The organism is Corynebacterium sp. c7Ub_26 (genome assembly GCF_053760365.1).
This window is the reverse complement of record NZ_JBSNBL010000001.1, coordinates 411154-427664: the sequence shown is the minus strand read 5'-3', so window position 1 is coordinate 427664 and position 16511 is coordinate 411154. Positions and strand designations below refer to the sequence as shown.

13 protein-coding genes are annotated in these 16511 nt (G+C 58.4%); 4 read left to right on the top strand and 9 right to left on the bottom strand.

Going from position 1 to position 16511, the window contains the following annotated elements:
• Positions 1 to 149 precede the first annotated feature (149 nt).
• A complete protein-coding gene (locus ACWORE_RS01850; protein ID WP_406604762.1) occupies positions 150 to 860 on the top strand; it encodes a 3'-5' exonuclease in 711 nt (236 codons plus the stop codon).
• A gap of 90 nt (positions 861 to 950) precedes the next feature.
• The gene (locus tag ACWORE_RS01845; RefSeq protein ID WP_455302271.1) at positions 951 to 1736 is read left to right on the top strand and encodes a TetR/AcrR family transcriptional regulator; all 786 of its coding nucleotides are present in this window, start codon (positions 951 to 953) and stop codon (positions 1734 to 1736) included.
• A gap of 54 nt (positions 1737 to 1790) precedes the next feature.
• Here the strand turns inward: ACWORE_RS01845 and ACWORE_RS01840 are convergent, their stop codons facing one another.
• The 8 genes from ACWORE_RS01840 to ACWORE_RS01805 form a co-directional block, all read right to left on the bottom strand.
• The gene (locus ACWORE_RS01840; RefSeq protein ID WP_455302270.1) at positions 1791 to 2984 is read right to left on the bottom strand and encodes a hypothetical protein; all 1194 of its coding nucleotides are present in this window, start codon (positions 2982 to 2984) and stop codon (positions 1791 to 1793) included.
• Between the two features lie 10 nt (positions 2985 to 2994).
• Positions 2995 to 4113, bottom strand: a complete 1119-nt coding sequence (gene mnmA, locus ACWORE_RS01835) for a tRNA 2-thiouridine(34) synthase MnmA (RefSeq protein ID WP_406604765.1) — start codon at positions 4111 to 4113, stop codon at positions 2995 to 2997.
• A gap of 72 nt (positions 4114 to 4185) precedes the next feature.
• Positions 4186 to 5343, bottom strand: coding sequence for a cysteine desulfurase family protein (locus ACWORE_RS01830; RefSeq protein WP_406606096.1), 1158 nt, complete (start codon positions 5341 to 5343; stop codon positions 4186 to 4188).
• A 90-nt stretch (positions 5344 to 5433) separates the two neighbouring features.
• A complete protein-coding gene (locus ACWORE_RS01825) occupies positions 5434 to 6384 on the bottom strand; it encodes an electron transfer flavoprotein subunit alpha/FixB family protein (protein ID WP_296135992.1) in 951 nt (316 codons plus the stop codon).
• Between the two features lie 90 nt (positions 6385 to 6474).
• Positions 6475 to 7263 (bottom strand): electron transfer flavoprotein subunit beta/FixA family protein, encoded by a 789-nt coding sequence (locus ACWORE_RS01820; RefSeq protein WP_455302269.1) that lies wholly within the window; start codon positions 7261 to 7263, stop codon positions 6475 to 6477.
• Between the two features lie 262 nt (positions 7264 to 7525).
• Positions 7526 to 9055 (bottom strand): hypothetical protein, encoded by a 1530-nt coding sequence (locus tag ACWORE_RS01815; protein ID WP_455302267.1) that lies wholly within the window; start codon positions 9053 to 9055, stop codon positions 7526 to 7528.
• Positions 9046 to 9870, bottom strand: a complete 825-nt coding sequence (locus ACWORE_RS01810) for an NUDIX hydrolase (protein WP_406604767.1) — start codon at positions 9868 to 9870, stop codon at positions 9046 to 9048. Before ACWORE_RS01810 ends, ACWORE_RS01815 begins: the two co-directional genes overlap by 10 nt.
• A gap of 129 nt (positions 9871 to 9999) precedes the next feature.
• Positions 10000 to 10809 (bottom strand): ABC transporter ATP-binding protein, encoded by an 810-nt coding sequence (locus ACWORE_RS01805; RefSeq protein ID WP_296136661.1) that lies wholly within the window; start codon positions 10807 to 10809, stop codon positions 10000 to 10002.
• 277 nt (positions 10810 to 11086) lie between these two features.
• Between ACWORE_RS01805 and ACWORE_RS01800 the strand changes: the two genes are divergently transcribed.
• Positions 11087 to 13135, top strand: a complete 2049-nt coding sequence (locus ACWORE_RS01800) for an alpha-1,4-glucan--maltose-1-phosphate maltosyltransferase (RefSeq protein ID WP_455302266.1) — start codon at positions 11087 to 11089, stop codon at positions 13133 to 13135.
• Positions 13136 to 13189: 54 nt separating this feature from the next.
• Positions 13190 to 15364, top strand: a complete 2175-nt coding sequence (gene glgB / locus ACWORE_RS01795) for a 1,4-alpha-glucan branching protein GlgB (RefSeq protein WP_455302265.1) — start codon at positions 13190 to 13192, stop codon at positions 15362 to 15364.
• Positions 15365 to 15437: 73 nt separating this feature from the next.
• Here glgB and ACWORE_RS01790 read toward each other — a convergent pair whose 3' ends face one another.
• Complete coding sequence (locus tag ACWORE_RS01790; protein ID WP_455302263.1) at positions 15438 to 16442, bottom strand: tetratricopeptide repeat protein; 1005 nt, start codon at positions 16440 to 16442, stop codon at positions 15438 to 15440.
• Positions 16443 to 16511 lie beyond the last annotated feature (69 nt).

Sequence of the window (16511 nt, the reverse complement as noted above, 5' to 3'; positions counted from 1 at the left end):
ATAGAGGGATTTCACCGCCGGCCCACATCACAGCTGCCACTACCAGCGCACGCCGTGGACAACGTCGCAGGTGCTACCACAGGCGCTACCACGGCCAATGTCGGTGCAGACCGAACACCTATCCCCGTGTCCGACCCGTCGTCTAATCTATGCCTATGCCGCTTCCATCGTCCGCGCCGAGTCACTTTGATCCCTCCTCTATGCTCAGCTTCGATCTGGAGACCACGGGCACTAATCCTCTACAGGCGAGAATTGTGACGTCGGCACTCGTGTCCATCCATGGTGGATCGGCCAATTCCACCGAGCTACTCGCCGACCCGGGCATTGAGATTCCTGAATCAGCGTCACAAATTCATGGGATTTCGACGGAGTACGCGAGGGAACATGGTGAACCTCATGACGATGTCTTGCACAAGACGATTCGTGCGATTTACGACGGATGGGAGCGTGGGCAGACGCTCATCGTGTTCAATGCGGCCTATGACCTCACGATTTTGCGGCACCTGGAGCCATCATTCGTCTGCAGTGGATTAGTGTTCGACCCCCTGGTGATGGACCGGGCGTTGGAGCCACAGCGGACAGGCCCGCGTAAGTTGGGGACCTTGGTGAAGCGTTATGGAATTCAGTTGGACAATGCCCACAATGCCAGCGCAGATGCTCTCGCGGCGGCTCGGGTGGCGTGGAAAATGGCACGGATGTGGCCTGATTTGGTGAAGAAAACATCCGATGAGTTGATGGAGTTTCAGGCCGTTTCTTATTTCGACTACCAAATACATCTGCGTGACTATTTCGCGTCACAAGGCCGAGAGATGACGGATTTCTCCACCGCGTGGCCAATGCGGGATGGTTCACGCACGTGACCCACATGCAACAGTAGGGCTGCTACACAATGATGGGGTTTTTCTTCCCCGCTACTTTCACTCACCACAATTAAAGGTTAGGATAGCCTCATGCCAAGGATTTCAGCGAAGTCAGTGATTGAACACCGGCGTCAAACGTCCGAGAAAATCCTCGATGCCGTCGAAGAAATCCTCGAAGAATCCCAAACCGACCAGAACGCAGCCCCACTCACCGTCGGGACTGTGGCCAAGCGCCTCGGTATGGGCAGGTCAAGCCTCTACCGGTATCACAACAATGTCGACGACATGATCGAGGCCGTCGTCGTTCGGGATTTCCCCCGGCGCGCCCAGGTCATCACCGACCAAATGGACGATGCGCCAGGGCCGCTCAACACTATCGAGGCCTACGCCCGCGCCAGTTTCCGCGAGGCCCGCGAGTCCCGGCACTCGTGGAGATCCGCTCTGTCCCGAGTTCATCTTGACGACGACGCACGAGCACGAATTGGACGTCTGCATGCCAAATTGACCCAGGCTCTGGCGCGTGAGGTGGATAAACTGCCCGACATTCCGGCGGAATTGAAGCCGGAGCTGATCTCGAGTATCCAGTCGCTGATTAATGCTGGTGTCACCGCGATGGGTGGTCCCATGAATGGCCATGGTGCGGCCAAAGGGCCGCACGGTCGCGAAGTCACCCCAGGTTCCTCTGGTGAGGATAATGCCGATTCCGGACACGATTCTGTCCCCGTGATGCAGCACCACACCGCGGTGGAAACCGAGAACACTCGTGCTGTTGAACCGCTGGATAACACCGAAGTGGAAGATTGGTACGTGACAGCTATTCAAGCTGTGATTACTGCCGCACAGAGTTCTGTGCAGCGGCCAACTCAATCTAAGTAAAACGCGGGATCGGCGGGGCTGCCAGGGCGGTCACGGCTACAGCCGCCGCCAGGGCTATAGGTCTCCGCTATCGCGGCGGAGCATATCCCTCACATCGTCAGCTAAACGCAGCGATTCCGCGGTGGACTGCTCCCACCCACGTCGGCCATGTCCTTCAACAATGCTCACCCGCTCCCCCATAAGGATCGGGTTAATCCCCATCGCTTTCCACACGCGGGCAATGCGTACCGCGCGATCACGGGCGGGATCCTCACTAGCGTACGCGGTTGTCACGATGGCCTGGTCGCGATCGTGGTCACCAGTGTCACCACCGGCACGAGCACCAGCACCGTCGGCAGTAGCCCCGCGAACGATCCCAGCAGCATCACCGGCAGCACCGTTGTCGCCCGCCACGCCGATCACCATCGACCGACCATCAGCGTCGATAAGCTCACCCACTCGGTCGAGCATGTGGTGCGTCGACGACCCATCCGCGGCAGCGCGTTCCAGTTCATCCAACCCGATCAGCGGCATTGCCCACGCTGGCATCTCGAGATCATCCGGTAGCGATGCCCCACAGGACATCACAACACCAGTAACAACACCATGAGAGGCGTCGTCGGTAGTAACCCCTCCTAGCTCGTCGAACACGCCCCCGATGGTCCTGTCCCACTCAGTACTCAGAATATCGTTGTGGACGGGAGGAATAATGTCCCAATCAGTAGTCCCAGCGATACGTCCCCGGACGAGCGTGCCCACGTAGTGCTCCTCAATATGCAGGACAATACGCTTGCCAAACCGGCGGTGGATCTCCGAAAGATACTCGGCAACACCGCCGCTCCACTCGTCGTGAAAACCGCGAACCGCCGACCTATCCGACACGATACGGTGGCCATCCGATAATTCCGTCGCTACCGCCAGTGACCACGGGCCCATAACCTGAACCTTTATCTCCTGGCTAGAGAGCGCGGAACCCCCTTCCCACGCTTCCTCGTACACATCGATGTCGCGATGGATCTCATCGTTGCGGCGGCGTGATGCCACCGTCGGGCCCGACATTTGCCACGATCGTGGCCCCTGAACATAGGAAGAGGACAACAAGGACAATGTCGATCCCGACAATGACGACCCCACACCCCGGTTAATCAACTGCGGGATGAACGGCAACGCAGCCTCCCCCGCGATAATGCGAGCCGCCTCGCGAGGATCGCCAGTCTCCAGCGCTCCCCACCCCGACGCCCACGTCGCGCCGGCCGATTTCTGGTTCATGGCCAGCATATTAGCTGTTCGAGGACGCGCCCGCGGTGGTTGGTTGCAGCTTAGAGACCGGCACCGTGTCACAAATCGTCCCCGAACCCAACACAATGTCGCCATCAGAGTCGGGACGGTAAACCACCGCGGCTTGACCACGCGCAACACCAGTCAGCGGGGAATGGAGATCAATCGTTGCCACACCGTCGTCAATAGTTACCGTGGCATCGACAACACCGCCATGGGCACGAACCTGGACCTGGCACTCCTGCGTCGATCCTTCATGCTCATCGAGGCGAATGAGACGATCGGCATACAACCGCCCCACACGAAGATCGTCGCGCGTGCCGACGGTAACAGTCCCGGTGTCAGCATCAATATCGGTGACATACCTGGGTTTACCGTCGGGCGCTGGACCAGGTAGACCGAGCCCCTTACGCTGCCCAATGGTGAAACCGTAGATGCCATCGTGATGGCCGATCACGTTGCCATCCCGGTCTTTCAGATCACCCGACCGGACGCCAATGTGGTTGCCCAAGAACGCCTTCGTATTCCCATCCGGGATGAAGCAAATGTCATGGCTATCGGGCTTCGAGGCCGTCACGAGTCCAGCAGCCTCCGCCTCTTTGCGGATATCCGGCTTGCGGGTGTCTCCCAGCGGGAATAAACAATGGGCCAGCTGCTCATCATTCAACACCCCCAGGACATACGATTGGTCTTTCTTATCGTCGATGGCCCGGCGGAGTTCACCGTCCTTCAACCGCGCATAATGGCCCGTCGCCACGGCATCAAACCCCAGCGCGATACCACGGTCGAGCAGCGCCTGGAATTTGATCTTCTCATTACACCGCAAACAAGGGTTGGGGGTCTCCCCCATCTCGTACGAATTAATAAAAGGATCGACGACGTCCTCGCGGAATCGATCGGAAAAGTCCCAGACGTAGAAAGGGATTCCCAGTGCATCGGCAACACGGCGAGCATCGCCGGAGTCTTCCAGCGAACAGCACCCGCGCGAACCGACGCGCAACGTCGTCGGCGTCGAGGCTAGTGCTAAATGAACGCCGATGACCTCATGCCCCTCGGCGACCAATCGCGCAGCGGCAACGGATGAATCAACACCGCCACTCATTGCTGCCATTACACGCATGACAATCCCATCTGTTGAATACGAAACTAAGCCACACACTTTAGGTAGTTGTGCTCACCGGGACAACCCTGCTTATGCCATCCCGGCAGCACGCGCCTGTTCGACAATCTTCGGGAGGACCGCTTCTAGAGCGGCGACGTCATCCTCCGAGGTCGGCCGACCCAAGGTAAACCGCAGCGTTCCGCGGGCGGCGACGGGCTCCACGCCGATCGCCATGACCACATGGCTCACCCGATTCACGCCAGCCGCACATGCCGACCCGGTCGACGCGTCGAAGCCGGCTTGGTCCAACAACATAATGAGGCTGTCGCCTTCCGCGCCCGGAAAACTCACGTGAACGTGTCCCGGCAGCGCTGGGTCCGCCGTATGAATTAACGAATCCGGAATCTCTCGCTTTATGAAGGACAGTAAGCGGTCCCGAAGGCCGGAAAGCCGAGCGCGTTCGGCCTCCATCTCGCGACAAGCCTCGGTCAAGGCAGCAGCGGTCCCCGCCGCACCGGCAACATTCAGCGTTCCTGGGCGAATGGACCTTTCCTGCCCGCCGCCGCGCAGAATCTTGTGAAGATTCGTCGCACGTCCGCACAACAACAGGCCGGTTGATCGCGGGCCACCAAATTTGTGTGCCGACGCCGCAATCGTCGTTGCACCCGACGAATGGAAGTCCACGGGAACGTGGCCAACGGCCTGCACGGCATCAGCGTGCCACGGGACGTTGTGCTCTGCGGCCAGCGATGCGATCGCATCAACCGGTTGTAACGCGCCGGTTTCATTGTTCGCCCACTGGAGAGCCATGAGTGTGGCTGGTCCGTCGGTAAGAACGTCGGCAAGAAAATCGGTGCGGTAATGGCCGCTGGAATCAACGGGCACCTCAATAACATCTGCTTCTGGCCCCGGAGATGACGGATCTGTGCCCAGCGCTTTGGCCGGTTCAAGCACGGCGGGATGTTCCACCGATCCGACGATGACACGGTGTGGCGATGAATTTTCATGGGCACGTTCGGCATAAAGTCCCTGCACAGCAAGGTTATCGGCCTCTGTTCCGGATGCCGTGAAAATGACCTCGATCGGCTCGGCGCCGAGAAGACGCGCGATGGTCTCGCGGGCTTCTTCCACAGCTTTGCGTGCATCACGCCCTGACGCGTACTGGCCCCCGGGGTTCAACAGATCCCACGAGTCCATGATGGCGTCTTTGGCAACCTGTCGGAGAGGACTTGTTGCGGCATGATCCATAAAAAAACGAGCTGTAGTCACCCTTCGAAGGGTAATACAGCTCGTTCAAGCCTTCATCTAGTACTCACGCACCGAGCGGTGCAGAGTCATCTAGCGGCTTTTAATGGCCTCCGTAGCCTGAGGAGCCACGTCGAACAGGTCACCGACGATACCGAAGTCGGCGATCTCGAAGATGGCTGCTTCCTCATCCTTGTTGACCGCAACGATGGTCTTGGATGTCTGCATACCTGCCTTGTGCTGGATAGCACCTGAAATACCGAGCGCAACATAGAGGTCCGGCGACACCGTCTTACCCGTTTGTCCCACCTGGAACTTGCCCGGGTAGTAGTCAGAGTCGACGGCGGCACGGGAAGCACCCACTGCAGCGCCGAGAGCATCGGCCAAAGGCTCGATAACGTCGGCGAACCCGTCGGCGGATCCGACGCCGCGGCCACCAGAGACCACGATCTTCGCTTCGGTGAGCTCGGGGCGATCGCCAGCCTCTGCCGGGGAGAAGGACGTGATCTTCACGGCAACTGGGCCGGGCTCAGGCATCTCGACGGGCTCAATATTTCCTGCGGCCGCCTGGGGCTCGGGATCCACCGAACCGGGGCGGAGGAGGAAGATCGGGGATGATCCTCCGACGGAGAGCTCGACGGTGTAATCGCCACCGAAGATAGAGCTGGCGGCGGTATGGTCGGCATTAATCTCTGTCACATCGCAGAGAACACCGGATGCTACGCGGGCACCGACGCGCCCACCGATCTCTTTGCCCGTCGCGGAGGACGAAATGATGACAGGCACCTCGAGGCCAGCTGCCAGGGCAGACAAGGCATCGACAGAAGGCGTGACCAAGTAGTTAGCAGCATAATCGTTTTCTGCTGCGTAAATGGTTTCCGCACCCGCAGCGGCTAAGTCGTCCTTCAAGGCTTCTGCTGTGCCTGTAGCGCCGACAACAACCGCCCCCACGGAACCGAACACGCGACCAGCGGTAATCAGTTCGTTGGTGTTGTTGGACAAGGCTCCATCAGCATGTTCGACGAGAACTAGTACATCAGTCATGGGAAAGTCCTTTCGTTACCGGCCATTACTGACCGAATATTCCTGTTAGTAAACAAACAACGATGGTGAGTTATGGTCTCGATGCCACGTTTAGATGAGCTTTTCGTTGGCCAAGAATTCCACGAACTTCGTTCCGCCATCGCCTTCGTCGGTAATGATTTCACCAGCGGACGTTTCCGGCTTGGGTGCGTATCCGGTCACGGACGTCGCAGCATTTTCCAATCCGACGTTGGCAGCGTCGACTCCAATATCTTCAAGATCGACCTGCTGGATCTTCTTCTTCTTTGCGGCCATGATTCCCTTGAATGCAGCGAAGCGGGGCTCGTTGGCCTTCTCAGTTACGGAGATAATGGCCGGTGTTGGAGCCTCCAGGCTGTAGACGCCCTCTTCACGAGCGCTTTCGCCGGTGACCGTGCCATTTTCGACGGAGAATGAACGCAGACCAGTCACCGCAGGGATCTGGCGGTATTCCGAGATCAACCCAGGCACGGTCCCCATATTGCCGTCGGTGGACTCGTTGCCACAGATAATGAGTTCGATGTCATCAACCAAGTTGAGGGCCTGCGACAGTGTCCATGCAGTTCCCAGCACATCGGAGCCAGCGAGGGCATCATCACATACGTGGATAGCTTCGTCGCAGCCGAGCGACAATGCCTTCCGCAGTGCTTCCTTGGCACTTTCGGGGCCGACGGTCAACGCGGTGACTGTGTAATCCCCTCCTGCTTCCTTGAGCTGAAGGGCTGCTTCCACGGCGTTTTCATTGATCTCGTCGAGAACCTGATCGGTGCTCTCGCGGTCGACGGTGTAATCGTCCTCGGTGAGCTGCCGCTCGGAGTAGGTGTCCGGTACTTGCTTAACTAACACGACAATGTTCGACATTCATTCACCTTTCTCATGGTGTCGGGGGCGAAAAACCGGAGGCTGCAGCCGTCGCCGGCGTACCTCACATCAATATCTCGCTCGTTTTGAAGACCACTTTAACGCACTTTTGTGGCCTAGCACACAAAAGTGTGTTCAAACTCTCTAGACCCGTGACCAATGCCCCCGTTTGTGCGGGCCACAGCGCCGACATCATTCCCGCGATCCGATCTGCTTCCCGCGGTCTCACCGGGATTACTGGCGTTGTTGTCAATGGACCTTATTAATGGACTTCTCGCGGACCGCAAATGAACGCGACCGAGGAATTCTTGCCTTGTCTATCCCCCACCTGCGTGATCACGATCGTGTAACTGCCACCTGACACCCCAGACGACGGTGAGTCCGCAGTCGCCTCCGCTTGAGACAGTCGGTGAGCAGAGGCTTCGTTCTTGCGCTGATTCCGCGTCTTCTTCCCCGAATGCTTCCGCACAGCAGACATGATTTTTGCCCGAACATGATCGGGGTTCGCTGCCACACCACGCACGAGAATTTCGATCTGCTCAGGAGCACGCTTCGCCATCGTCGACGTCAGTTTGGACAGTGGCACAGCATCCAGCACCTCACACGCTAAAACACCTGCTGGCGGAGTATCACCAGTTAAGAAGGCAATATGGGGATCGATCTGACGCATCCCCCACCGGTACGCGGCTTGGCGCACCAATCCCGCCCGAACAATCGCTCCATCCGGATCGACGATGTACCGATCGGCCAGGCTTTTCTTTCCGCTTTCCGTGGCCTCATCTATATCCGACGAAGGTGCCGAAGAATCTGCCGTTTGCGGGACTTCTGGATCCGTATCAGTAAACATATCGACGGATCCATCCGCATGGATCAGAGTTGCCCGGCGCGTAATCCGTCGCTGGTGATCCGGGCTGTCATCATCCGTATGACCGTCACCCGTGAGTAGCGCACGAATTCCCGACGTTGACGCCGCGATTTCGGGCGTCCACAAACATGCCTCTTTCACCGCACCGGCGACGGAGATAATCTCTACTTCCCCATCCCAACTGGAGTAATCGATCCCTGGGGCGCACTTCACGACGAGCTCCGGCGAACTATCAGGCGTCAGACCACGCCATATGTCAATCAAGCCAGGTAGCGGCGGGATTAAATCCTGGGGCTGAGAGATTCGTCGACCTTGAGCACGCCGTGCAGGATCAGCGATAACAACAGCCGGAAACGACACTGGACACAAGGCATCGGCTCGGGCAATCAACGGGCGAATGAACCGCTCCGGGTCTACGCCATCTATTCCCGAGCCTACTTCCTCTCGCGCAGCCTTCTCAAGAACCGACATATTGTGCCGGGCCATGGCTACCCTGCCGGGATCGATATCAGAACCGATCGCAGTCAACCCCTCACCAGCAAGAGCAGCAAGCTCACTACCAATGGAGCATGTCACATCGTGCACCAGCCCGCCTGCCTGCAGCGACGGCGCCAACGCCAGCCGTCGCGCCCTGTACTGAGCAATCACCAGGGCAGTTGCCTGTTGAACCGACTCCGCGTCGACAAGCCACTCGTCAACAACACTCTCGGATACTTTGGCGTCCACCGGTCGAGGACCCCGCGCCGACCGTCGAGCAACCATTAATTCAGTCAACGCGCGACCATATTGGCCATATTTCGAGCGCAACCGAGCCCCGTCGGCAAATTCAGTGGCCTTCGAAAACTCCAGCGGTTCTGCCTCGGCGCACGCGTCCGGATGGCTCGTTATCCACGCAACGTCGTCTCGCGATAACACCGTTAGGCCCACCCACGGGCATAGTAGGTGTCGAAGGAGCGTTCCACAGTGAAATATTCATCCATAAAGGGACGATCCCGAACCGCGCCGGTCACAGGTTCAACAGTCAGATCCGAGGCGTACCCCAGCACTTCATCAACAGTTCGGAATGTGTCCAACATACGCAACTGCACCCACGTCGGCGGAAGGAGACGGATTTTGCGGTAACGCCAGCCATCGAGCAATGTTGACGGCCTAAACCACCCGCTCGACGCGGCCTCTATCGCATCATCATGGGTATTCTGGCCTTCCGGCTGCGCGGCCACAAAGAAGTGGGTGTCATAGCGCGCCGTGTCCCCGGGTGGGCTCACCCAGTTTGCCCAGGGTCGCAGCAGGTCAGCACGCAGATACAGACCAGTGTCGTCCAGGAAATTAGAGAACGCCAACTCGTGGCTTTCTAGGCGCGAGCGGAAAGGAATGTAGGGGTCGGTATCGCCCACAACATTGCCATCGTGCAGGCCGGCCAGCAGAGTTCCCGATTCTTCAAATGTTTCTCGCACAGCGGCACAAACCAGTGCACGGGCATCGTCTCGCGGAACTTTCAAATGACGCGCCCACCACGATGTATCGTGACCAACCCACCGAAGCTCCGGCGAATCCACGCCATCACCGTCAGCATCCCCAGGAAGATCACGCTGGTCAACTCCGCCACCAGGGAAAACGGTCATTTCCGGGTAGTGGACCATGGTGGAAGCGCGTTCTTGAACGTAAACCTCCATCCCCCACACCGTGTCCCGCAGCAACAGAACGGTAGAGGCACGTCTCTCACCTGTCGGTGTCAGAAACATGACCCTCCCTTTCTGCCAAGCAGACAACTTGTACACCACACTGCTATCTCACAGTTTCGTCCGTGAGCATCTTCTGCGAGCATCGTTCTCAGTGAGCATCGTAGATTAGCTCAAACACTACCGGAATTATCAACGATGACGCCGCGACGATTTCACTCGGTGAGCGAAGAAACGACCGTCGACGGTATCCAACGTAATCGGCTGATGGAACGTCTTCGTTAAATTCTCTCCGGTGAGGACCTCGTCGATAGGTCCGGCGACAACCTGTTTGCCCTCGTCAAGGAGCATTGCGTGGGTGAATCCCTGAGGGATTTCTTCCACGTGGTGAGTAACCATAACGATCACGGGAGCATCAGGGTTATCCGCCAGTGTGGATAGTCGCTCGACGAGATCCTCACGCCCGCCCAGATCAAGACCAGCGCCTGGCTCGTCGAGAAGAAGTAGTTCCGGATCGGTCATTAACGAGCGCGCGATTAATACCCGTTTGCGCTCCCCTTCTGACAGGGTCGACCACGTGCGGTCGGCTAAATGCATCGCGCCGAGATCCTCGAGGATGAGCGTGGCTTGTTCCTTATCGACGGCGTCGTACTGCTCACGCCACCGACCGAGAATGTTGTATCCGGCGGAGATCACTAAGTCGAGAACACGCTCGCGGCCCGGAATACGCTGGGCCAATGCGGACGACGACATACCGATCATCGTGCGCACATCCCGCACATCGGTCTTGCCTAAGACCTCGCCCATGATCACGCTGCGGCCCGTCGTCGGATACGTTTCCGCACCCGCAACCTTCATCAGCGTCGTCTTACCAGCACCATTCGGGCCGATAATGACCCAACGCTGCCCGGGCTTCACCACCCAGTTCATGGGCTGCAACAGCGTCGAACCATTCCGAACGACGCTCACGTCGTCAAGGGAAATAAGAGCGTCGGGGTCAATCGGAAGTGCATCAAGCTCCTCACGAGAGCGAACCGTCGCGTGAGGCTGAGAATCATCGGAACCGTGCGTGTGGGAAGAAGTGTCGTGTCGAGTCACATCACCATCTTAGGGCTAACCCACGACACGTTCCGTCACTTTGCACAAAGCGTCGTCACTTTCGACGAACTGCCGCCGGAAATGATCAGCCCAAAAAGGGGTTCTGTGCTGCGCGATATCTGGGTTGTCCTCTACTCTGTTGGAGAGAACGAGTGCGGAGCACGACAAAAAGGAGATACCTGTGACCGGACGGCTCGGAACCGTTGGACGACTCGGCATTGACGACGTCCGCCCCCGCGTATCCAGTGGCGAAGTACCCGCCAAGGCAGTGGTCGGAGAGGTCATCCCCCTCAGCGCTGTCGTGTGGCGCGAGGGGCACGACGCGGTCTCTGCCACAGCCATCGTGAAGGGGCCTACCTCCGCGTCGGGGCCCTCCGCCGTTCAGCGCATCCCCATGGTGCCGGCACATGGTGATCCCGACCTGGTCAACGCCATATTCGTGCCCGATTGCCCGGGGACATGGACGTTCCGTATCGACGCGTGGTCGGACCCCTACCGCACGTGGCGGCACGCCATCGAGGCCAAGGTTGAAGCTGGTCAAAGCGCTGAGGAGGTCGCGAATGACCTCGAAATCGGTGCGCGGATTATGGAGGACACCGCCAACAACGTTGCCTCCGTCACCGACCGCCCCCACCTGTTGTCTGTGGCCGCGTCATTGCGGTCCGATCGCGATATTCGCGCGCGCATTGCCCCGGCACTGTCGGCAGAAACGACGAGCATTTTCCGACGGACACCTCTCCGCGAACTGTTGACGCGCGGCCGCACCTACGAGGTGTACGTGGAGCTTCGGCGCGCGCTCGTCGGATCCTGGTACGAGTTCTTCCCGCGCTCCACTGGGGGCGTGGAAAATGGCGAACCGGTGCACGGAACGTTTGCGACCGCCGCCGAGTCTCTCGACCGGATTGCGCGAATGAACTTTGACGTTGTGTATCTCCCGCCGATCCACCCCATCGGCCATATCAACCGCAAGGGGAAGAACAACACGCTTGACCCCACGCCGGATGATGTCGGATCTCCGTGGGCCATCGGGTCATCTGAGGGTGGCCATGACGCGGTCCACCCCGACCTCGGCACGCTCGACGATTTTGATGGGTTTGTTGCCCGGGCTCGTGATCTCAACCTCGAGGTAGCGCTCGACTTCGCGTTGCAATGTGCCCCCGACCACCCGTGGGCTGCAGCTCACCCCGAATGGTTCACCGTTCTCCCCGACGGCACTATTGCCTATGCGGAAAACCCGCCGAAGAAATATCAAGACATCTACCCCTTGGATTTCGATAATGATCCCGAAGGATTATTCGCCGAAATTCATCGCGTCCTGGTGTTCTGGATCAAACGCGGAGTCCATATCTTCCGTGTGGATAACCCCCACACCAAGCCCACCGCGTTTTGGGCGCGCCTGATTTCCACGATCCACCAGACCTACCCCGACATCGTGTTCCTGGCGGAAGCGTTTACACGTCGGCCAATCCTCTATGGCCTGGCAAAAGCTGGTTTCTCACAGTCGTACACCTACTTCACGTGGCAGACGTCGAAAAAAGAACTAGAAGCATTTGCTGAGGAAATTCGCGATGCGGCCGATGCCTGCCGACCCAATCTGTTCGTAAATACACCCGACATTCTCCATGCAAGCCTTCAGCACGGCGGAAAGGCGATGTTCGCGATCCGTGCAGCTCTCGCCACCACCCTGAGCCCTTCGTGGGGAATGTACTCCGGTTTCGAGATCTACGAACACGTCGCAGTCAAAGAGGGCAGCGAAGAATACCTCGATAGCGAAAAGTACCAGCTCAGGCCACGTGATTTTGAGGGCGCTCGCCTCCGCGGTGAATCACTGGAACCGTTCGTGACGGTGCTTAATACCATCCGCAAGGAGCAGCCTGCTCTTCAACAGCTCCGGACACTCAGGCTAGTGCCGTCGGATAACGACAAGATCATGGCGTACACCAAGGTTGATCCGCTCACTGGAAATGCGCTGGCCATCGTTGTCAATCTAGATTCTGAGAACGTTCAAGAGACGACAATTCACCTTGGCCTGGAGTCGCTGGGGCTGCCCTCGACTGTTGAGGTTCACGACCTTATTACTGACCAACAATGGACGTGGGGTGAAGACAATTATGTGCGCCTCGATCCGACCTTCAACGTGTGTCACATCGTCAAATTGCCCGAAATCCCCACTGGCTATCGCGATCGCAGCGGCTTTGCTCCTCACCACGAGTATCGCTACACCTGCTAAGACCTGCTAAAACGACGGTACCCGTACACGCCGCCCACCCCCTGAGGAGAGACCATGCCAACTATCGACCCGAATGACCGCGCACGAATACTTGCAGGTACCCATTACAACCCGCACTCCGTTCTTGGGGCTCACCCGCACGACGACGGTACGACGACGATCACGGCGTTTCGCCCCGGCGCGGAGTCAGTCACCGTGGAGACCCCGTCCGAGACTGTCGACGCGGTTAACGACGGTGATGGTTTCTTTACCGCATCCATCCACGGCGGAGTGACTGACCACCGGCTGCACATCACCTATCCCGATGGTGAGACCTTAACGATTGCTAACGGGTACACGTGGCTACCCACACTCGGGGAAATGGATATCCACCTCATCGGCGAGGGACGACACGAACGCCTGTGGGAAGTGCTGGGTGCTCATGTCCGCCATTACGACACCGAGATGGGGAGCGTCGACGGTACATCATTCGCTGTGTGGGCGCCGAATGCACAGGGCGTGACCGTGACCGGATCTTTCTGCGCGTGGAATAAGAACCAGTTCCCCATGCGCTCGCTGGGGTCGTCGGGAATTTGGGAAGTTTTCATCCCCAACGTCGCTGCCGGGGCGTACTACAAATTCTGCGTGACCACGCCTGATGGGAATCGGATCGATAAAGCCGATCCCATGGCGCGGCGGGCTGAGGTGCCGCCGGCTACGGCGTCGATCGTGGCCGATAGTGATTATTCATGGTCCGATGACGAGTGGATGGCCGAGAAAACGCGGAAGAATCTCCACGACTCGCCCATCTCGATTTACGAAGTGCACCTGGAGTCCTGGCATAAGGGCCTGTCCTACACAGAACTCGCGGATGAATTGGTGTCCTATGTCTCGGATATGGGATACACGCATGTGGAATTCATGCCGGTCACCGAATATCCGTTCTCGGGGTCGTGGGGGTACCAAGTCACCTCGTATTACGCCCCCACATCGCGCTTCGGCACTCCCGACGAGTTCCGCGCTCTTGTCAATGCCTTCCACGAAGCTGGAATCGGCGTCATCATGGACTGGGTCCCCGGGCACTTCCCCAAGGACGAGTGGGCACTAGCCCGCTTCGACGGCCGGGCCTGCTATGAGCACCCCGATTGGCGACGAGGGGAACAAAAGGACTGGGGTACCTACGTCTTCGACTTCGGACGAGCGGAAGTGCGCAACTTCCTCGTGGCGAACGCATTGTACTGGGTGGACCAGTTCCACATCGACGGACTGCGTGTCGACGCCGTCGCCTCGATTTTGTACCTGGATTACAGCCGTAAAGAGGGCGAATGGCTCCCTAACCAGTACGGTGGGCGCGAGAACCTCGATGCCGTTCAATTCCTGCAGGAGATGAACGCTACCGTCGAGAGGGCCTATCCCGGAACAATGACCGTGGCGGAGGAATCCACCTCGTGGCCAGGGGTGACGGCCCCCACGTACGACGGCGGCCTGGGATTTACGTTCAAGTGGAACATGGGGTGGATGCACGACACCCTCGAATACATCTCCAACGACCCCATTTACCGCCCCTGGCACCATGGAGATATCACGTTTTCGCTGGTCTACGCCTGGTCTGAAAAGTTCATTCTCCCCATTAGCCATGATGAAGTGGTTTATGGGAAGGGGACGCTATGGTCGCGGATGCCGGGCGATACGTGGAATAAAGCAGCAGGGCTGCGCACCTATCTGGCGTTTATGTGGGCGCACCCCGGTAAGCAACTCTTGTTCCAAGGGCAAGACTTTGGGCAAACCACCGAGTGGAACCACGACGAGTCTCTGCCGTGGGGGCAGCAAGAAGGCTGGGAGGGCGAATACCACGCAGCGGTGTCGCGCCTGGTCAAGGACCTCAATGGCCTCTACTCTGCTACCCCTGCGCTCTATACACAAGACAACGAACCCAGCGGTTTTTCGTGGATTAACGCTAGCGACGCCCAACGCGGCGTGCTGAGCTTCATGCGGTATGGGTCGAACGGGCAGCGCGTCGCCTGTGTGTTCAATTTCTCCGGAACCACATATCCCCAGTACCAACTGGGCCTCACCAATGCTGGACGGTGGACAGAGATCCTCAACACCGACTCGTCCGATTATGAAGGCGCTGGCGGCGGAAACCTGGGTCAGATCACGGCGAATAGCGGTGAATACGACGGCTACCCTGCCTCAGCGACTATCTTCGTGCCCGCCATGAGTGCCCTGTTCTTCCGCTTCGACGGGTAGCGCGGGGATGACGTAGCCGGCCGGGCTAGTAAAAGGAACCGCCACCCGTCTGCTGGCCAACCAGGCGGGCGCTTTAGAACAGGGCGCTCGCCATTTCCCGCCTGGCTGTGGCTACGCGCGGGTCAGCGGGATCACACAGCGTGAACAGTTCGATCAACCGATCTCTAACCTGGGTCTTTTGATCTCCTGCTGATACCCGCAGGAGGTCTAGAAGCACACGAAAAGCGTCTTCCTCCTTCGACGAGATCATGTACTGGTCGGCCTGGGCGAAGGTCTTCTCTAGTTCAGACGTCGGGTCGTCGGATGCCTGCACCTCCGACACTCGTTTGAGGAGCGACACGTTCGCACGCGCAGCCTTGGCTTCAGCGTTGTGTGGCTCAGCGTCGATAATCTTGTCGTAGGCGGCGAGGGCAGCATCGAAGTCGCCGTTATTAAGGGCCTCTTCAGCGGCGTCCAACCGTGGGTCTGATGGGGGTTCTTCATTCTCAGTAAACGACGCTTTATCGGCGTCGGGAATACCAGGCAATTTGTCGCCGATTACCTGCAGGATTTGGTCGATCCACCCCTGTAATTGTTCTTTCGGCTGTTGCCCTTCGCGAGCATCAAGCGGGCGGCCATTCGCCAATGCTATGACTGTCGGAATAGCGCGGACCCCAAAGGCCTGGACAATCTGGGGAACTGTATCTGCACTGACATTGGCAAAGATCCACTTGTAATTCGCCTGACGCGCCATGGACTCAAGATTCTGGACAATGTCTTGAGAATCTGGCGAGCGCGTCGAACTAATAGCGACAATGACCGGGACCTGCATAGACCGCTTGAGGACGTCATTTTCAAAATTAGCCTCGGTAACATCGACGGTCATCTGCGCTGCACCACTCGTAGAGCCGTCACCAGGAACGCCGGCACCGCCCGGTGCATTATTCCCAGCAGATGAACCCGCCGTACTGCCGATCCCGCGCGCTTGGCGCTGACGTTGCTTTTCCACCTCGGCCCGAGCTTCAGCCCGTGCTTTAACTTCGCCTAAATCAACTGCACCAGCTATAAACCGCTCAGGGCCTTTTCCCGGAGATGTCATTACTGTCTTGTACCCCTCTCAGTAAGAATGTCTAATTGTTCTGTATCGTCACTATATTCTTGGCGATGC